The following is a 19,149-nucleotide window of genomic DNA, read 5'->3' on the forward strand; positions in this document are numbered from 1 at the left end:
CACGAAAGCCGCGCAGTGCGCGGCTTTGAGTATGGTGGGCCCAGTAGGACTCGAACCTACGACCAAGGGATTATGAGTCCCCTGCTCTAACCAACTGAGCTATAGGCCCTCAGTAGGCCGCGGATTATAACGACGGTTTCTCAGTAGTGCTATCCGAAAAATCTGAAATTGATATGCGAAGGAAGGTTGCCGCGAATTTTTCAGCCGATAGAGGGGCGCTGACGATTGCGCCCTGGATGTGTTCGCAACCGGCTTGGGCCAGAAAGGCACGCTGTGCCCCGGTTTCTACGCCGTCCGCGATGATGGTCAATTGCAAGCTGTGCCCCAGTGTAATGATCGCGTGAACGATAGCGGCGTCGTGTACGTCATCGGGCAGGCCCTTGATAAATGACGAGTCGATTTTCAGGGTGTCCAGCGGCAAGCGCTTGAGGTAGCTAAGGGATGAGTTGCCAGTGCCGAAATCGTCAATGGACAGTTTTACTCCCAGTTGCTTGAGTCGATGCAGGGCCTCACAGGCCTCTTCGGCTTGGCACGTTATGAAGCTTTCGGTGATTTTAAGTTGCAAGAAACCGGGTTTGAGCATGCAGGTGTTGAGCAGATGCTGGATGTGTTCCAGTAACCCGGGTTGGTGCAGTTGTGCACTCGCGAGGTTGACTGAGATTGCTCCAAATGGGGTGTATACCTGGTGCCATGAATGCAGTTGCTGGCAGGCGCGCTCAAGCATCCAGTCCCCGATTTGTATGATCATGCCGTTTTCTTCGGCCAGATGAATCAGGCGCTCATGGGGTATCTCTCCGAGAATGGGATGGACCCAGTGGAGCAATGCTTCGGCACCGACCAAGCTGAAGTCATCCAGGCTGATTTTGGGCAGGTACAACAGTGATACCTGGCCTCGCTCCAGAGCACGACGCAGTTCATGGCTCAGGACGACTCTGGCACTGGCTTGTGAGCCAAGGTCGTGGCTGTAGCGTTCGACGCGGTTGCGCCCTTTGAGTTTGGAGTGATACATCGCGAGATCGGCGTTTTTGACGAGTGTGGCGACGTCGTCGCCATCATCCGGGAATACGCTGGTGCCGATGCTGGCACTGATGAAAAGCTCGTGCTCGCCTGCGAGGAAGGGAGCGTTGAAACACGCAAGCAGCTTGTGGGCAATCATTTGCGCATCATTTGTTTGTTTGAGCCCGGGTAGCAAAATGATGAACTCATCGCCGCCCAGGCGGGCAACAGTGTCTACGTCACGTAGCTGTTCTTTGAGGCGGGTTGCGATGCCTTTCAACAAAAGATCGCCCACGGGATGTCCGAGGCTGTCGTTGATATTTTTGAATCGATCAAGGTCCAGAAATAGCACGGCACTACGTTGGCCGTTGCGTCTCTGGTCGGCGAGCACCTCGCACAACCGGTTTTCAAACAGTAAACGATTGGGAAGGTTGGTCAGCGGGTCGTGATGGGCCTGGTGGTCAAGGCGGGCCTGGGCATGCTTGAGGCTGGAAATGTCAGAAAACACCGCCACAAAGTGGGTGATCAGGTTGTCGCTGTTGCGCACGGCGCTAATGGTCAACCAGTTAGGGTAGATTTCGCCATTTTTGCGTTTGTTGCTGATCTCGCCCTGCCAGTTGTCTGCGTTCGACAATTGGTGCCACATGGCAGCAAAAAAGACCTTGTCGTGTTGGCCTGAAGCCAGGATTCGTGGTGTTTGGCCCAGCACTTCGCTTTCGCTATAGCCGGTGATTTCGGTGAAGGCCCGATTTACTGCGGTGATTTTTTGCTGGGGGTCGGTAAAGATGATGCCTTCGGCCGTACTTTCAAAGACGGTGGCCGTCTGCAAGAGTTTTTCCTGCATTTGGTGGCGTTCGGTAATGTCGTGAATGAGGGTCAGAATGCAGTCTTCAGCTCCGATGATCAGCGGGTAGCAGGAGATTTCACAGAGACGAATGTGTCCGTCTTTATGACGGAAGTTGCAGCTGAAGTCCCGTACAAAGCCGTCCTGTTCCAGTAGTCGTAGTACTTCGCGCCGTTGCTGAAAATCTACCCATAGATGCAAGTCAAACGTTGAGTGGTGCAAGGCGCTGGCATTGTCATAACCACTGAGACGGCTGAAGCCTGCGTTTATCTCTATCAGCAGGCCGTCACTTTTTCGGCTCACCAATAGGCCATTGGGTGAGGCGTGGAAAACTTTGACGAACTTTTCTTCGGATAACTGCAAGGCTTCTTCGGTCTGCTTCGTTTCGCTGATATTGATCATCAGGCCGCGCAGGACGATCTGCTGGTTGTGGGTTGTGATGCTGGCAATGTCGCGCAGCCAAAGTGTGTTGCCGTCTGCGGTAATCACGCGATAGTCCAGGCTGTGGTCGCAGTTGGCACTGACCTCTTTTTCACGGTAGGCCCGGGCTCGGGCCAGGTCGTCGGGGTGCAGGATTCGGTCCCAGAAACCCAGGCTTAGCCATTCGGCAATCGGATAACCCAGCAACGCTTCTGCCTGGGGAGAGACATAGGTATAGGTGTCGCCGTCCAGGCGCGCTTCCCATGCGATAGCCGAAAGGCTTTCAATCATTCCCCTGTAGTGATGCTCGCTGCTACGCAGTTCCTGCTCAAGGGATGTTCGCCGGGAAATTTCGGAGCTCAGGCGTCGATTGATGCGTACGACCACGAGCAGCACGATGATCAATAGCAGCGCGCCGGGGAGGACATACAGCAGCAAGGTGCGCCACAGTGCGCGATAGTCGCTTATGTTGCCGACCCAGTACTGCTGAATGCTTTCGGTTTCACTGGGGCTTATATCAGCCAGCACCTTGTCGAGCAGTTCGAGCAGAACGGTCTGACTTTTGGGTACGGCCATGGCCAGTTGGAAGCGATATGGCGTCTCCCCGCTGACGTAAAGGCCGTCGAGCTTGAGCTGGCGCAGGCTCCATACGCTGGAGGCCAAGTCACCAACCATGGCGTCGACCTGGTCAGTGGCCAGCGCCTGGAGAGCCGAACTGACGTTGGGCAGTGCAACGATATTCAAGTCCGGGTACTGCGCGCGCAGAAGCTCATGGGGGGCGTAGTTTTCAATGACGCCGACCCTGAGGCCGTAGAGGTCTTCGATATTTTTTGGGGCCGCGCCGCCCTTGTGGGCGAGGATAACGATGGGGAAGTCCAGATAGGGCCGGGTAAACGCAAGGTACTTTTGGCGTTCAGGCGTCGACATGATGCCGGGCAGCAAGTCGATTTTGCCCTCTTTGGTCTGCGCCAGTACTTCGCTCCAGCTAGGGGCGGCGACCGGTTTGAGGGTTATACCCAGCCGGTCGCTGATCAGACTGATGTAATCGGCGGCCAGGCCTTTGTAGTTGCCTTGCGCATCGCGAAATTCAAATGGCGGCCACGTGGTATCAATACCAAGGATCAGCTCAGGATGGTCTTTGAGCCACTGCTGTTCATCATCGGTGAGCGTCAGGGCGTTGGTGCCCGTGGTCCAAACGACAAGCGACAGTAGCAGGGTGGCCAGCAATCGTGACATGCGCGTCTCTTCAGTGCGCCTGGATGCATCCAGTGTAGTCGGGCTGTGGCAGGGGGAGGGTGCAGGAGGGGTTTTAGCTATAAAGCAAAACCCCCGGCAGGGCCGGGGGTTTTGTTATCACTCGTCGAGGAAGGAGCGCAGATGCTCGCTTCTCGTCGGGTGGCGCAGCTTGCGCAACGCTTTGGCTTCGATCTGACGAATCCGTTCACGGGTAACGTCGAACTGTTTACCAACCTCCTCAAGGGTGTGGTCGGTATTCATGTCGATGCCGAAACGCATGCGCAATACCTTGGCTTCACGGGCTGTGAGGCCGCCGAGTACGTCGCGTGTCGCTTCTTTAAGGCTCTCAACAGTGGCTACATCGATTGGCGACTGCATAGTCGAGTCTTCGATGAAGTCACCCAGATGGGAGTCTTCGTCATCACCGATCGGGGTTTCCATGGAGATCGGCTCTTTAGCGATCTTCAATACCTTGCGGATTTTATCCTCAGGCATTTCCATGCGTTCGCCCAGCTCTTCCGGGGTCGGTTCGCGACCCATTTCCTGCAACATCTGGCGGGAAATACGGTTGAGCTTGTTGATCGTCTCGATCATGTGCACCGGAATACGGATGGTGCGGGCCTGGTCGGCGATCGAGCGAGTGATCGCCTGACGGATCCACCAGGTGGCATAAGTCGAGAATTTGTAGCCGCGGCGGTATTCAAACTTGTCTACCGCTTTCATCAAGCCGATGTTGCCTTCCTGGATCAGATCGAGGAACTGCAAGCCACGGTTGGTGTACTTCTTGGCGATGGAGATAACCAGACGCAAGTTGGCTTCAACCATTTCTTTCTTCGCGCGGCGGGCCTTGGCCTCACCGATCGACATGCGACGGTTGATGTCCTTGATCTCGGCTATCTTCAGGCCGGTTTCTGCTTCCAGGGCAGACAGCTTTTGCTGGCAACGGATGATGTCCGGTTGCAGGCGACCAATGGCTTCAGCATATTTGCTTTTGCCTTTGGCCAGCGCGTCGCTCCAGCTTTCGTCGACTTCGTTGCCCGGGAACAGGCGCAGGAAATCGGTACGCGGCATGCGTGCATCACGTACACACAGCTGCATGATGGCGCGCTCTTGTGCACGCAGACGCTCCAGGGCGCTGCGAACACGCTCAACCAGGCCTTCGAATTGCTTCGGGACCAGTTTGATCGGCATGAACAGCTCTGCCAGTGCAACCAGCTCGGCAATTGCCTGCTTGCTGCCGCGGCCGTGCTTTTTCAGTGCCTTGCGAGCGATTTCCATCTGATCGGAAACGGCGCCAAAGCGCTGAGCCGCGATGATCGGGTCGGGGCCGCTTTCGACCTCTTCCTCTTCCTCGGTGGACTCTTCTTTATCGTCCTCTTCGTCATCACCTTCGGCTTTCACCTTTGGATCGACAGGAGGCGGCACTTCGGCTGCAGGAGGCGCAATGCCGTCGTCCGGGTCGATATAACCGCTCAGAACGTCGGACAGGCGACCACCTTCGGTGGTGACGCGAGTGTACTCGGAGAGAATATGGTCAACCGTGCCAGGGAAGTGCGCAATTGCGCCCATCACTTCACGGATGCCTTCTTCGATACGCTTGGCGATTTCGATTTCGCCTTCACGTGTCAGCAGTTCTACCGTGCCCATTTCACGCATATACATGCGCACTGGGTCGGTAGTACGACCAATGTCGGTCTCTACTGCCGCCAACGCGGCAGCTGCTTCTTCAGCAGCTGCTTCGTCGGTGTCGGCATCGGCCAACATAAGGGCGTCCGCATCCGGAGCACTCTCGTGTACGGGGATCCCCATGTCATTAATCATGCGGATGATGTCTTCCACTTGCTCCGGATCTGAAATATCTTCGGGCAGGTGGTCGTTGACCTCTGCGTAAGTCAGATACTTCTGCTCACGGCCGAGGGTGATCAACTCTTTGATACGAGACTGCTGTTGCGCTTTTCCGGACATAACACCCTATCCACTGAAGGTCTTGGCGGGCAAAAAACAAGCCGAGGATTATACCTTAGCTATGACCTCACGCGCCAGTTGAGGTCGGGTTTGATGCGGGATTATTGCGACTTAGAAGGTCGCGTAACTGATTTTTTTCTTCGCTACTTAGCTCGCCTTGACGTGCTTTTCGAAGAAGTTGCTCTAGATTTCGCTCGCGTTGGCGAGCTGACAAGCTAGTTATGGTGTCGAAAAACTGTTGTTCAAGGTTGTCGGCATCAATTAGCCATTCCTTTTCCAGCAGTCTTTGCAGCAAGCGGCCCTGTTCAGTGCCGTGCCAGCGGGACAGTAGCTGTATAGAGCTTAGCTTAGGATTTTTCTGTACGGCCTCTACCAGAGCAATCAATAGCTGGTTATTAGTCTGGTCTTCTGCAGCAAAGTGCCCGGCATCCTCAACTTTTTTGGCCAGTTGCGGATGGTGCAGCAGGGTGCGCAGGGCTGTCAGTGTAGGCGGTTCAACGCCTACGGGGATCCAGGCCTGCTCGCGCTCGCCGCCACGCTTGCCTTTTTTGTCCCAGGGCTTGTTTTCCCACTTTTTGCCGCCGGCACCAGACTTTTTCGGAGTCCATTCCTGTTGAGGGATGTACATGTCCGGTTGCTGGAAGTCGCCGTAGTCGGGCATTGCATCGTAATCAATGCCGGGGTCGTAAGTCGGTTGGACCTGGGGTTTTGCAGGTGCGTTTTGCGCCAGTTGACTGACTGTCTCGCTGGTGAGGCCGGTAATTTCGCTCAGGCGCTGACGCATCAAGGTCCGCAGGTTTGCGCCCGGGACTTTGTCGATCAGCGGTGCTGCCAGCGTGGCCATATGAGCTTTGCCTTCCAGCGAGCGAGGGTCAGCTTCTTCGGTTAATTGCTGGAAGAAGTAATCGGCCAGTGGCTGTGCGTGCTGGTTGATGCGGGCCTTGAAGGCGTCAGTACCTTCGGAGCGCACCAGTGTGTCCGGGTCTTCGCCTTCGGGCAGGAACAAAAAGCGTGCGCGCCGACCGTCCTGCAAGCACGGCAGTGTGGCTTCCAGTGCGCGCCAGGCGGCATTGCGGCCTGCCTGGTCGCCGTCAAAACAGAACAGCACGCTGGGCACCACGCGAAACAGGCGTTTCATGTGTTCTTCGCTGGTGGCGGTGCCCAGTGTGGCGACGGCATTGCGCAGGCCTTGCTGGGCCAGTGCAATGACGTCCATGTAGCCTTCAACCACGATGATTTCGTCGAGGCTACGATTGAATTTGCGTGCTTCGAACAGCCCGTACAGTTCCTGGCCTTTATGAAAGACCGGGGTTTCAGGGGAGTTCAGGTATTTGGGCTTGTCATCGCCCAGCACTCGGCCACCGAAGGCGATGATGCGACCACGACTGTCGCGGATCGGAAACATGACGCGATCGCGAAAACGGTCGTAGCGTTTGCCGGTCTCGGCGTTCTCCACCAGCAGGCCGGCATCGATCATCGCTTTTTGCTGCAGCGTGTCACTGCTTAAGTGCTTGTACAGGTTGTCCCAGCCTGGCGGGGCGAATCCCAGGCCGAAGTCGCGGGCGATTTCGCCAGTCAGGCCGCGGCCCTTCAAGTAGTCCACGGCTGCTTTGCGTGCTGGATGGATTTTTAAGGCCTGGCGATAAAAATCAGCCGCCGCAGTCAGAAGTGGGTAGAGCGGAGAGTCAGTCGGTTGCCGCGGTTTATGTGGGCGGCCGCTTTCTTCTCTCGGAATCTCCATGCCGGCGGCTTTGGCCAGTTCTTCGACAGCCTGGGGGAAGTCCAGATTGTCGTGGTCCATGATGAAGCCGAGGGCGTTGCCACCCGCGCCGCAGCCAAAGCAGTAATAAAACTGTTTGTCAGGGCTGACGCTGAAAGACGGGGTTTTTTCTTTGTGGAAGGGGCAGCAGGCAGTGTAATTTTTGCCGGCTTTCTTCATTTGCACGCGAGAGCTAACGACATCGACGATATCGGTACGGTTCAGAAGGTCGTCAATAAAGCTCTGGGGGATTAACCCGGCCATGGCGTTCTCGTCATCACTGCGCAGAAATAGGTCCGTATAAAAGGCTTGGTCATCGCGCGTGCAGGCGAATGCTCTGCTCGATCGTGGGGCGTCTGCTCAATTATTTCGGGGAAGTGTATCTGCCGAAACCCGTTCTGCTCATTTTAATCAGAGTGAGTGGGATCGATAATTTTTACGCTCTGAGTCCGGCACTGACCAATGGCTGGTCTCGGATAGCTCATAAGCAGGCACTGGAGAGGTGCCTTGGGCTGATCGTCTTTAAGGAAAATCAGAGAGGTGTGCTCGTCGGTAGCCTTGGAAGGCTCGTCAGTAAAGACGTGCACCGCTGGCTATTAGGCCAGGTCTGACGTGATGTAGCGCTTGTCGCGGTCGCATCTGCGGCCTTGACGATAAAGCATGTAACCTTCAACAACTGCCTACGGCCCGGCTTTAGGCCGGGCTTGGCAGAAGCGTGCTACGAACGTCTGTGTATTAGTACAGACGAACGGCGCGGCGCTGCTCGCGCTGAACTTTCTTCGCGTGACGCTTAACAGCAGCTGCTGCTTTACGTTTACGCTCAGAAGTCGGCTTCTCGTAAAATTCGCGGCTGCGAACTTCAGCCAGAACACCGGCTTTTTCGCAGGAGCGCTTGAAACGACGCAGAGCTACGTCGAAGGGTTCGTTCTCTTTTACTTTGACGGCTGGCATCCAGAGCTACCTTCATTCATTACCGGGGTCAACGTCTCAAGGCAAAATCGCGTTGGAAGACGTCGGTTTTTAAGGGTTGCGGATGTTAACCCCTCATCGACCGGAATGCAAAGCCTCTGATCGAAAACCGCTGGCCGGGGGCGGGAGTGGCGACTATTATGCGCGCCTTCGAATTTAGCCTCTACAAGGCGTAAACCCATGCTAGTACTGGGATTAGAAACCTCCTGCGACGAAACCGGCGTCGCGCTATACGACAGTGAACGCGGGCTTTTGGCCGATGCACTGTTCAGTCAGATCGACCTTCACCGCGCTTATGGCGGTGTGGTTCCGGAGCTGGCTTCAAGGGATCACGTCAAACGCATGCTGCCCTTGATTCGTCAGGTGCTGGCTGAGGCTGACTGCGTGCCTACCGAGATTGACGCGATTGCCTACACGGCTGGCCCGGGATTGGTCGGAGCCCTTCTGGTTGGGGCTTCTTGCGCTCAGGCGCTGGCCTTTGCCTGGGGTATTCCGGCCCTCGGTGTTCATCACATGGAAGGCCATTTGTTGGCTCCGATGCTGGAAGAGCAGCCCCCGGAATTTCCGTTCGTCGCTTTGTTGGTGTCGGGCGGTCATACGCAGTTGGTTCGCGTTGATGGCATCGGCCAATACGAGTTGTTGGGCGAGACGCTGGATGACGCTGCGGGTGAGGCGTTCGACAAGACTGCGAAGATGATGGGTCTCAACTATCCGGGCGGTCCTGAGATCGCTCGATTGGCCGCTCAGGGCGTTGCGGGGCGTTTTGTGTTCCCCAGGCCCATGACTGATCGACCGGGGCTGCAGTTCAGCTTCAGCGGCCTCAAGACCTTCGCCTTGAACACCTGGCAGCGCTGTGTCGCGGCGGGCGACGATACTGAGCAAACCCGTTGCGATATCTCCCTGGCGTTTCAGCAGGCAGTGGTTGAGACACTAACGATCAAGTGCAAGCGCGCGTTGAAGCACGCGGGGATGAAGCGTCTGGTGATTGCGGGTGGGGTGAGTGCCAACAAGGCGTTGCGTGTATCGCTCGAAAAAATGCTCGGCGATATGAATGGCAATGTTTATTACGCTCGGCCGGAATTTTGCACGGATAACGGCGCGATGATTGCGTTTGCCGGTTGTCAGCGCTTACAGGCCGGTCAGCACGAAACATTGGCGATCAGTGTGCAGGCGCGCTGGCCGATGGAGCAATTGAAGCCCCTGTAAACGCTGTGTCTGGATCGCACGTGAGGTTTTTTCACGGGCAATATTCAGAAATGCCGTTCGCGCCCAGCCATCAGGTCGCGTAAATTGCCGCGGTGGCGCCAGACAATCAGTGCCGTCAGGACGCTCATGGGTAGCAGGGCGGCAGGCTCTTGCCAGGCCAGCAATGGCAGGGTCAGGGGTGTGGCGATCAACGCGGCCAGTGAGCTGGTGCGGGTCAGTTGAAAGGTCAGCAGCCAGGCTGCGACCGCCAGCAATGCCGCAGGCGGGTAAAGCCCCAGCAGCATGCCTGCAGCCGTGGCGACACCTTTGCCGCCGCGAAAGCGGAAGTACGCAGGGTACATGTGCCCGACGACGGCGCAGATGCCGATCCAGGCCTGGTCTTGGAGCGAGAAATCCAGTTGATAGGCCAGCAGGACGGGTAAAAGCCCCTTGCACAGGTCGCCGAGCAAGGTCAGGACGGCAAGCTTTTTGCCAGCCAGACGCAACATGTTGGTTGCGCCTGCATTGCCGGAGCCACTCATTCGCGGATCGGGAGTTCCCGTCAGGCGGCTGAGCAAAATGGCAAAGGACAGAGAGCCGAGCAGGTAGGCGAGGGTCGCCAGTAACCAAAACATGCTAACTATTCCGGGCGAGGACGCCCTGATTCTAACGGGGCATTGCGCCCTTGTCGTGCTGCGGAGAAGAGTGCTTGGACAGAGTGTTTATCGAAGGCCTGGAAGTCGACACCGTAATTGGTGCTTATGACTGGGAACGTGGCATCCGTCAGTGTCTGCGTCTTGACCTGAGTTTTGCGTGGGACAACCGTCCGGCTGCCGCTGGCGATGATCTGACGCTGGCTCTCGATTATGCGAGCGTTTCCACGCGCATTCAGGTATTTGCCGAGCAAGCTCAGTTCCAGCTGGTGGAAACCTTTGCAGAGCGTCTGGCGCAAGTATTGATGAGTGAGTTCAATATTCCCTGGTTGCACCTCAAACTGACCAAGCCTGGTGCCGTTGCAGCGGCCGCCGGGGTTGGCGTGGAGATTGAGCGCGGATGTCGCTAACTCAGGTTTATCTCGGGCTGGGCAGTAATATCGAGCGCGAAAAACACTTGCTGGCGGGGCTTGAGGCTCTGGCTGATTTTTTGTGCGACATGCACTGCTCTGCGGTGTTTGAAAGTCAGCCTGTGGGTATCAAAAGCGGGCCGTTTTTCAATCTAGTGGTGTCGGCGAAAACCGATTTACCACTGATCGAGTTAAGTCGACGTTTAAAGCTGATCGAGGCTGATAACGGACGTTATGCTCAAGATCGCAAAGGGTTGCCTCTGGATATCGACGTGCTGTTTTACGGCGATCTGGTCGGTAATTTTGACGGGTTGACGTTGCCACGTGCAGAGATTCTCAAGAACGCTTTCGTATTGTGGCCACTGTCTTTGATAGCCCCAGACAAAGTGCATCCTGGTGTGGGCAAGCCTCTTGCTCAGATGTGGGCAGAGGCAAAGATCGATCAAGTGCTCGCGCCTGCTGCATTTGAGTGGCGGGGCGAGCAGTTAACGCCGCTGGAGATGCTTTCGCATCTGTAGCCGCTGCCGCAGGCTGCGATAAGGGCCGTAGGCCCTTCGATATTTCGGGGCTGCTTCGCACCCCATCGCAGCCTGCGGCAGCGGCTACAGAAGTTCTGAGTCAGTATTTTTCCGCAGCTTTGTAGGCCTGTAGCGCCTTGAGCCGCTCGTGCTTCAGTGCCTCACCCAGTTCGGGGCCTTTGAAGCCCTGCTCCAGCAGTGGTTGCACGGCCACGGCCAGTGCGGCTCGAGCTGCGCCGCGCAAGTAGTCAGCTTGCGGGTATGGTCGATTTTCCAGCCCCAGGCGCCCTCTGGCGTCCATCTCGCATGCCGCGATAAATTCCTCGAATCGCTGCGGGCGACGGTATACGTCAAAGCGCTGCAATAACTCCAGTAGCGTCGACGCCTTGAGCTCAAGAGCTCGATGGCCGTGGGTGTGGTACTCGCCCACCAGCACTGCCAGTTCCTGACAATCCCTCGGCACTTTGTAGCGATCATTTACGGCTTTGATCAGGCGCAACCCTTTGTGCTCGTGGGCAATGTGCCTTGGCCAGTCTTTCTCCGGTGTAAGCCCCTTGCCAAGGTCGTGCAGAAGGCAAGCCCAGCGAACGGTCAGCGGTTGTTTGTGCAGTGCAGATTGCTCCAGAACGCTCAGGGTATGAACGCCGCTGTCGATTTCCGGGTGGTGGGCAGGGGGCTGCGGCACGCCAAACAATGCGTTCACCTCGGGCAGCAGCACCTCGAGCGCGTCACAGCTACGCAATACTTCGATAAACACCTGAGGCTGGTCTTCCATCAGTGCGCGGGAAATTTCTTTCCAGCAGCGCTCCGGGGTCAAGGCTTGTAGTTCGCCGGATCTGGACAGTTGGCGCATCAGTTCCAGTGTCTCTGGTGCGATGCTAAAGCCAAGGCTCGCGTAGCGTGCGGCAAACCGGGCCACGCGAAGGACTCTGAGGGGATCTTCGGCGAATGCGGGGGAAACGTGGCGTAAAATACGCTCCTCAAGATCGCGCAGGCCATTGTAAGGGTCAGTGACATTACCAGCTTCGTCCTCGGCCATCGCATTGATGGTCAGGTCGCGACGTATCAGATCTTCCTCGAGGGTGACGTCTGGGCTGGCATGGAAGATAAAGCCCCCATAACCCTGACCACTTTTGCGCTCGGTGCGGGCCAACGCATATTCGTCGCCAGTTTTTGGGTGAAGAAATACCGGGAAGTCTGAGCCTACGGGGCGAAACCCCATGGATAGCATTTGCTCGGCCGTTGCGCCAACCACCACCCAATCAATGTCGGTGACAGGCTTGCCCAGCAGGCGATCACGTACGGCGCCGCCAACTTTATAGATCTGCATAAAAAACCTCCGTTAGCGCGACAGGATAGCGCGTGCGCGGCGTTAACGGAGGTCTGTGTGCGTTACAGGTGAATGGCGCCCATATCCAGTCGGCCGCGGTCATTGTCACCGTAATCGCCTCTCGGCGGTACATGATGAACTTTAACGACCTGTTCGCCCTGCAGTGTTTCAAGGTGGATATCGAAGCCCCACAAGCGGTGCAGATGTTTCAGGACCTCGTCGGTTGAGTCGCCCAAAGGTTTGCGGTCATGTTGCTGGTGGCGCAGGGTCAGGGAGCGGTCGCCACGACGGTCGATACTCCAGATTTGAATGTTGGGTTCACGATTGCCCAGGTTGTACTGAGCGGCCAGGGTTTCACGAATGATGCGGTAACCGTTTTCGTCGTGAATGGCGGGCACCAGCAAGTCGTCCTTTTGATCGTCGTCCATGATGCTGAACAACTTCAGGTCACGGATTACTTTGGGTGACAGGTATTGCAGGATAAAACTCTCGTCCTTGAAGCTGCTCATGGCAAATTTGATGCTTGATAGCCAATCGCTGCCGGCCAGGTCGGGGAACCAGTAACGGTCCTCATCGGTAGGGTGTTCACAAATGCGCCGGATGTCGCAATACATTGCAAACCCCAGTGCGTAGGGGTTGATGCCGCTGTAGTAAGGGCTGTCAAAGCCGGGTTGGAACACCACGCTGGTGTGGGAAATGAGGAACTCCATCATGAAGCCTTCGGTCACCAGGCCTTCGTCGTAAAGATCGTTCATCAAGGTGTAGTGCCAGAAGGTCGCCCACCCCTCGTTCATCACCTGCGTTTGCCGTTGTGGGTAAAAGTACTGTGCAATCTTGCGCACGATACGTACAACTTCGCGTTGCCAGGGTTCGAGCAGTGGAGCGTGTTTCTCAATAAAGTACAGGATGTTTTCCTGAGGCTCGTCGGGGAAGCGGGCATTATCCTTTTCGCTAAGTTTGTCTGCACTTTTAGGGATGGTGCGCCACAGATCGTTAATCTGCTTTTGCAGATGCTCTTCACGCTCTTTTTGGCGGCGGCGTTCCTCTTCGGCGGAGATCGGGTCGGGTCGTTTGTAACGGTCCACACCGTAGTTCATCAAGGCATGGCAAGAGTCGAGCAGGTCTTCAACCGCATCAATGCCGTGGCGCTCTTCGCATTGCATGATGTACTGCTTGGCAAACACCAGATAATCGATTATCGAGCTGGCGTCCGTCCAGGTACGAAACAGGTAGTTGCCCTTGAAAAAGCTGTTATGCCCATAGCAGGCATGGGCCACTACCAGTGCTTGCATGCAGATGGTGTTTTCTTCCATCAGATAAGCGATGCAAGGGTCAGAGTTGATGACGATTTCGTAGGCCAGCCCCATCTGGCCACGGCTGTAGGATTTTTCAGTGCTCAAAAAGTGTTTGCCATAGGACCAGTGGTGATAACCCAGCGGCATGCCCACAGACGCGTAGGCGTCCATCATTTGTTCGGCCGTAATGACTTCGATCTGGTTGGGATAGGTATCCAGCGCATAGCGCTCGGCCAGGCGGCCGATTTCACGGTCGTACGCCTGGATCAGGTCAAAGGTCCACTCTGAACCAGTGGAGATGGGTTGGCGTTTATTCTCTTTGGCGGTCATGTCACTAACCTGCGCTGGAAGAGTTCACGGAAGACCGGATAAATATCGCCGGCCGAGACCAGTTGTTGCTGTGCGAAGGTGTCAGAAAACGCCTCGCTGATGCGCTCATATTCGTACCACAAGGCCTGATGTTCACGCGGTGTAATTTCTACATAAGTGTAGTACTGCACGAACGGCATGATCTGGTTGATCAGAATGTCGCGGCAAATGGGTGAGTCGTCATTCCAGTTGTCCCCGTCAGACGCTTGCGCTGCATAAATATTCCACTCATTGGTGGGGTAGCGCTCGGCCATGATTTCCTGCATCAGTTTGAGTGCGCTTGAGACGATGGTGCCGCCGGTTTCCCTTGAATAGAAAAACTCCTCCTCATCCACTTCGCGTGCACTGGTGTGATGGCGAATAAACACTACATCGATCTTGTCGTAGTTCCGCTTCAGGAACAGGTACAGCAAGATGAAAAAACGTTTGGCGATGTCTTTCGTGGCTTGGGTCATGGAGCCAGAAACGTCCATCAGGCAGAACATGACGGCCTTGGAGCTGGGGTTGGGTTGCTTGACCAGCAGGTTGTACTTGAGGTCAAAGGTGTCGAGGAAGGGCACGCGGTGAATACGTGCGCTAAGTTTCTCGATTTCGGCCTCCAGGGCTTTGATATCGCCGAAATTATCGGGTTCTTCGCGTTTTAGCCGCTCCAGTTCGGCTTTGGCTTCCCTGAGTTTTGCCCGGCTGCTGCCAGACAGGGCAATGCGCCGTGCGTGAGCTGAGCGCAGGGTACGGATGATGTTGATGCGAGACGGGTTGCCCTCGTTACTGATACCGGCGCGCACCGTTTTAAAGGTGTCAGTTCCGGTCAGGTTGCGTTTGACCAGATTGGGCAGTTCAAGGTCTTCGAACATGAATTCGAGGAACTCTTCCTGAGTGATCTGGAACACAAACTCATCCATGCCTTCGCCGGAGTTGCCAGCCTTGCCTGGACCTCCGCCAGCTCCTGCTCCGCCTTGAGGCCGGGCAATGTGTTCGCCGCTGGTGAACTCCTTATTGCCAGGGTGAACAACGGTTTGCTTGCCACCGCGCCCATGGTGCAGTACCGGCTCATCGATATCGCGGCCGGGGATGCTGATTTGCTCGCCATGTTCCATGTCAGTAATGGAGCGGCGGCCCACGGCTTCTTCTACGGCCTTTTTGATGTGGTCACGGTAACGCCGCAGAAAGCGCTGACGGTTCACCGTGCTTTTGTTCTTGCCATTGAGGCGTCGGTCGATCACATAGCTCATTAGGCCCTCCGGGCAGCTTCAAGTTGTGAGCTGCAAGCTGCAAGTCCAGGCAATTGCGTGTGCCTGGTTCTTGCAGCTTGAGGCTTGAGGCTTACAGCTGCCTCACTGCGACTTGCGGACTCGCAGGTACCACTCGGAGAGCAGCCGTACTTGTTTGTCGGTATAGCCGCGTTCGACCATTCGAGTGACGAAGTCGTTGTGTTTTTGTTGGTCCTCTTTGCTCGCCTTGGCGTTGAAACTGATAACCGGCAGCAGGTCCTCGGTGTTGGAGAACATTTTCTTCTCGATCACTACGCGTAGCTTCTCGTAGCTGAGCCAGGTAGGGTTTTTGCCGTTGTTGTTGGCGCGGGCTCGCAGCACGAAGTTGACGATTTCGTTGCGGAAATCTTTCGGGTTGCTGATACCCGCCGGTTTTTCGATTTTTTCCAGCTCCTCGTTGAGGGCTACACGATTGAGGATTTCGCCGGTTTCCGGATCGCGGTATTCCTGATCCTGAATCCAGAAGTCTGCGTACAGCACGTAGCGATCGAAGATGTTTTGTCCGTATTCGCTGTAGGACTCCAGGTAAGCCGTCTGGATTTCCTTGCCGATAAACTCGATGTAGCGCGGTGCCAAGTATTCCTTGAGGAAGCGTAGGTAGCGCTCACGGGTTTCGGCCTGGAACTGTTCCTGTTCGATCTGTTGTTCGAGCACGTAGAGCAGGTGAACTGGGTTTGCGGCAATTTCGTGCGGGTCAAAGTTGAACACCTTGGACAGGATTTTGAACGCGAATCGGGTCGAAAGACCGTTCATGCCTTCGTCGACACCCGCGTTGTCCCGGTACTCCTGAATAGATTTGGCTTTTGGATCGGTGTCCTTGAGGTTCTCGCCGTCATACACCCTCATCTTGGAGTAGATGTTGGAGTTTTCTGGTTCTTTGAGACGTGAGAGGACAGTGAACTGGGCCAGCATTTTCAAGGTGTCGGGTGCGCAATGGGCCTTGGCCAGTGAGCTGTTGAACAGCAGTTTGTCGTAGATCTTCACTTCGTCACTGACGCGCAGGCAGTAAGGGACCTTGACGATGTAGATGCGGTCGATAAACGCTTCGTTGTTCTTGTTGTTGCGGAAGGTGTGCCACTCCGATTCGTTGGAGTGGGCCAGCAGGATGCCGGTAAACGGAATCGCCCCCAGGCCTTCGGTACTGTTGTAGTTGCCCTCTTGAGTGGCAGTCAGTAATGGGTGCAGCACCTTTATCGGTGCCTTGAACATCTCCACGAACTCCATCAGGCCCTGGTTGGACCGGCACAGCGCGCCCGAGTAACTGTAGGCGTCGGCGTCGTTCTGGGGGAATTCTTCCAGTTTTCGAATATCAACCTTGCCGACCAGAGCTGAGATGTCCTGGTTGTTTTCGTCGCCGGGTTCGGTTTTGGCGACCCCGATCTGGTTGAGAATCGAGGGGTAGAGTTTGACCACCCGGAACTGGCTGATGTCACCACCAAATTCGGCCAGACGCTTGGTGGCCCACGGCGACATGATGGTGCTCAAGTAGCGTTTCGGGATGCCGAAGTCTTCTTCGAGGATCGCACCATCTTCGGTGGCGTTGAACAGGCCCAAAGGCGACTCAAAGACCGGTGAGCCCTTGATCGCGTAGAAAGGTACCTTCTCGATCAGTTGTTTGAGCTTTTCGGCAAGGGATGACTTGCCGCCCCCGACGGGACCCAGCAGGTAGAGGATTTGTTTCTTCTCTTCCAGGCCCTGCGCGGCATGGCGGAAGTAAGAGACGATCTGGTCAATGCATTCTTCCATTCCATGGAAGTCTTCGAAGGCCGGATAACGACGAATCACCTTGTTGGAGAAGATTCGTGACAGACGAGAGTCGTTTGAGGTGTCCAGCAGTTCCGGTTCACCAATGGCCAGCAGTAGCCTTTCAGCAGCAGAGGCATAAGTGCTCTTGTCTTGCTTGCACAACTCCAGATACTCCTGGAGCGTGAGCTCTTCCTGGCGTGTGGATTCAAAGCGTTGTTGGAAGTGGCTAAAAATACTCATGACGTCACCTCGCTCGATACGTGGAGTCGGCGATAGATCGGTCAGTTCGAGTGCTGGCATGCAGCAGCATTTCAGCTGCTGTGTACCCCCCAGGACACCATCAAGGTGGCTAAGCCCTTGAAGTTACTACCGATGATCCATTCGCCGGTGTACCGGCTCTCCCCAGATTTGGATGGCCTGAGGTAAAGGATAGTTGGTAATCCGGGAGGTCAAGGCGAGATGCATGAATTGTTGCGCCAGACCGTTGGTCAGGCAGGGCGCCAGCCCTCTGATCACGGGGGCTAGCGCTGAAAAAAATATTATTCGGCAGTGCTCTGGGCCGTTTCGTTCGGATAAGTTGCGCGCCACAGTTCGAAGCCGCCATCCAGGCTGTAGACCTCGCTGAAACCCTGACTCACCAAATACGCCGCGGCGCTTTGGCTGGAATTGCCGTGATAGCAGGCAACGATCAGTGGGGCGTCAAGGTCGGCGTTGGCAATGAAATCATGCAGAGAGTGATTGTCCAGGTGCTTCGCGCCGCTGATATGGCTGGCGGCAAAGGCCTGTGGGTCACGCACATCAACAACGACGGCGCCTTGTTCACGCAAGGCCTGGGCCTGCTCTGGCGGGATACGTTTGAATTCGGTCATGGGAGATTCCTGTGGCCTGACAGCGGGCGCGGTTAGCCGGCGCCCAAGGGTTGGGAAGGTGGGGCGGTTTGCAGTGCGAGGGAGGGTGCCGCAATGGCCGGGTCGTCGCAATCGCAGATCAGACGCTGATCGGTATCGACATTGAGGAGGGTCATGGCCCCGCCCCAGACACAGCCAGTATCGAGTGCGAAGATGCCAGGCTCCTTGCAGTTGCCTTCCAGCGCTGCCCAATGCCCAAAGATGATCTTGAGCCCTTGGGTTTTGCGTTCGTTATAACTGAACCATGGCGCGTAGCCTGGAGGTGCGCTGCCGATGCCTTCTTTGCTTTTGAGGTCGAGCTTGCCTTCTCGGGTACAAAAACGCATGCGGGTAAAATAGTTGGTGATCACCCGCAGGCGGGTGACGCCAGTCAGTTCGTTGTCCCACTTGGCAGGGTCGTTGCCGTACATACCGTCCAGGTAAGGGCCGATGAGGTTGTCATCGCGCAAAGCATGTTCGACTTCACTGGCGCACTTTAGGGCTTTTTTCAGAGTCCACTGCGGCGGTATTCCTGCATGCACCAGTGCAATGTTGCGCTCGGCATCGTGGTGCAGCAAAGGTTGCTGGCGCAACCAGTTGAGCAGCTCATCGCAATCGGGAGCCAGGAGAATTTCACGCAGGGTATCGCCTTTTTTCAGGCGCTCGGCGTTGTGGCCCACGGCCAGCAGGTGCAGGTCATGGTTGCCCAGCACGCACACCAGTGATTCTCGCATGCGGTACAAAAAGCGCAGGGTTTCCAGCGATTCCGGGCCGCGGTTGACCAGATCGCCTACCAGCCAGAGCTTGTCTTTACCGGGGTCGAAGGCTACACGTTCGAGCAGGCGTTTGAGAGGCGTCAAGCAGCCTTGCAGGTCGCCAACGGCATACACCGCCATCAGTGCAGGGCCCCGGGTACCGCAAGGCGGAAGGGGGCAATGACGGCTTTGAATTCATGACCGTCTTCAGCGTGCATCAGGTAGCTGCCTTGCATGGTGCCGACTTTGGTCGTGATGACCGAGCCGCTGCTGTAGGAGTGTTCGCTGCCAGGTTCGATCGTGGGCTGTAAGCCCACAACACCTGCACCACGAACTTCTTCAACATGGCCATCGCCGTCGGTGATTACCCAGTGCCGGGACAATAGTTTTGCGGGTATTGAGCCGTTATTACGCACCGTGATGGTGTAGGCAAAGGCAAAACGCTGATGTTCAGGCTGCGATTGTTCTGGCAGGTAACGCGTGACGACGCTGACGTCGACCAGGTAGCGGGGATCGTGCATGCGAGAGGCCTTACTTGAAA

At 56.1% G+C, this 19,149-nt stretch carries 15 protein-coding genes and 1 tRNA gene; 3 read left to right on the forward strand and 13 right to left on the reverse strand.

Annotated features, from left to right (window positions below):
- Window positions 1–32: 32 nt before the first annotated feature.
- From TU76_RS19085 to rpsU, 5 genes are all read right to left on the reverse strand, one after another.
- Window positions 33–109: transfer RNA gene (locus TU76_RS19085), tRNA-Ile, on the reverse strand.
- Between the two features lie 15 nt (window positions 110–124).
- Window positions 125–3,496 (reverse strand): bifunctional diguanylate cyclase/phosphodiesterase, encoded by a 3,372-nt coding sequence (locus tag TU76_RS19090; RefSeq protein ID WP_048352330.1) that lies wholly within the window; start codon window positions 3,494–3,496, stop codon window positions 125–127.
- A gap of 117 nt (window positions 3,497–3,613) precedes the next feature.
- Window positions 3,614–5,461 (reverse strand): RNA polymerase sigma factor RpoD, encoded by a 1,848-nt coding sequence (gene rpoD, locus TU76_RS19095; RefSeq protein ID WP_019823064.1) that lies wholly within the window; start codon window positions 5,459–5,461, stop codon window positions 3,614–3,616.
- Window positions 5,462–5,528: 67 nt separating this feature from the next.
- Entirely contained in the window at window positions 5,529–7,484 is a 1,956-nt protein-coding gene (gene dnaG / locus TU76_RS19100; RefSeq protein ID WP_019823065.1) for a DNA primase, read from the reverse strand.
- 471 nt (window positions 7,485–7,955) lie between these two features.
- Entirely contained in the window at window positions 7,956–8,171 is a 216-nt protein-coding gene (gene rpsU / locus TU76_RS19110) for a 30S ribosomal protein S21 (RefSeq protein ID WP_002551877.1), read from the reverse strand.
- A 198-nt stretch (window positions 8,172–8,369) separates the two neighbouring features.
- On the opposite strand from rpsU, the gene tsaD reads away from it, so the two are divergent.
- A complete protein-coding gene (gene tsaD / locus TU76_RS19115) occupies window positions 8,370–9,395 on the forward strand; it encodes a tRNA (adenosine(37)-N6)-threonylcarbamoyltransferase complex transferase subunit TsaD (protein WP_019823068.1) in 1,026 nt (341 codons plus the stop codon).
- A gap of 44 nt (window positions 9,396–9,439) precedes the next feature.
- Here tsaD and plsY read toward each other — a convergent pair whose 3' ends face one another.
- Window positions 9,440–10,009 (reverse strand): glycerol-3-phosphate 1-O-acyltransferase PlsY, encoded by a 570-nt coding sequence (gene plsY, locus TU76_RS19120; protein WP_019823070.1) that lies wholly within the window; start codon window positions 10,007–10,009, stop codon window positions 9,440–9,442.
- 74 nt (window positions 10,010–10,083) lie between these two features.
- Here plsY and folB point away from each other — a divergent pair, with 74 nt between their 5' ends.
- Together folB and folK are read left to right on the forward strand one after the other, a co-directional pair.
- Entirely contained in the window at window positions 10,084–10,437 is a 354-nt protein-coding gene (gene folB / locus TU76_RS19125; RefSeq protein ID WP_019823072.1) for a dihydroneopterin aldolase, read from the forward strand.
- Entirely contained in the window at window positions 10,428–10,955 is a 528-nt protein-coding gene (gene folK, locus TU76_RS19130; protein ID WP_019823073.1) for a 2-amino-4-hydroxy-6-hydroxymethyldihydropteridine diphosphokinase, read from the forward strand. The genes folB and folK overlap by 10 nt, the downstream gene beginning before the upstream one ends.
- A 100-nt stretch (window positions 10,956–11,055) precedes the next feature.
- On the opposite strand, the gene TU76_RS19135 is transcribed toward folK, so the two are convergent.
- The 7 genes from TU76_RS19135 to apaG form a co-directional block, all read right to left on the reverse strand.
- Window positions 11,056–12,285, reverse strand: coding sequence for a multifunctional CCA addition/repair protein (locus TU76_RS19135; RefSeq protein WP_048352331.1), 1,230 nt, complete (start codon window positions 12,283–12,285; stop codon window positions 11,056–11,058).
- Between the two features lie 62 nt (window positions 12,286–12,347).
- Window positions 12,348–13,910, reverse strand: coding sequence for a SpoVR family protein (locus tag TU76_RS19140; protein ID WP_019823077.1), 1,563 nt, complete (start codon window positions 13,908–13,910; stop codon window positions 12,348–12,350).
- Entirely contained in the window at window positions 13,907–15,181 is a 1,275-nt protein-coding gene (locus tag TU76_RS19145; protein WP_048352332.1) for a YeaH/YhbH family protein, read from the reverse strand. Before TU76_RS19145 ends, TU76_RS19140 begins: the two co-directional genes overlap by 4 nt.
- 102 nt (window positions 15,182–15,283) lie before the next feature.
- Complete coding sequence (locus tag TU76_RS19150; protein WP_019823081.1) at window positions 15,284–17,206, reverse strand: PrkA family serine protein kinase; 1,923 nt, start codon at window positions 17,204–17,206, stop codon at window positions 15,284–15,286.
- A gap of 299 nt (window positions 17,207–17,505) precedes the next feature.
- On the reverse strand, window positions 17,506–17,835 hold the full coding sequence (gene glpE, locus TU76_RS19155) for a thiosulfate sulfurtransferase GlpE (RefSeq protein WP_019823082.1): 330 nt from the start codon (window positions 17,833–17,835) through the stop codon (window positions 17,506–17,508).
- 32 nt (window positions 17,836–17,867) lie between these two features.
- Entirely contained in the window at window positions 17,868–18,749 is an 882-nt protein-coding gene (locus TU76_RS19160) for a symmetrical bis(5'-nucleosyl)-tetraphosphatase (RefSeq protein ID WP_048352333.1), read from the reverse strand.
- The gene (gene apaG / locus TU76_RS19165) at window positions 18,749–19,129 is read right to left on the reverse strand and encodes a Co2+/Mg2+ efflux protein ApaG (RefSeq protein ID WP_019823087.1); all 381 of its coding nucleotides are present in this window, start codon (window positions 19,127–19,129) and stop codon (window positions 18,749–18,751) included. Before apaG ends, TU76_RS19160 begins: the two co-directional genes overlap by 1 nt.
- Between the last annotated feature and the right edge of the window lie 20 nt (window positions 19,130–19,149).

The organism is Pseudomonas psychrophila, assembly GCF_001043005.1.
GTDB classification, from domain to species: Bacteria; Pseudomonadota; Gammaproteobacteria; order Pseudomonadales; family Pseudomonadaceae; genus Aquipseudomonas; species Aquipseudomonas psychrophila.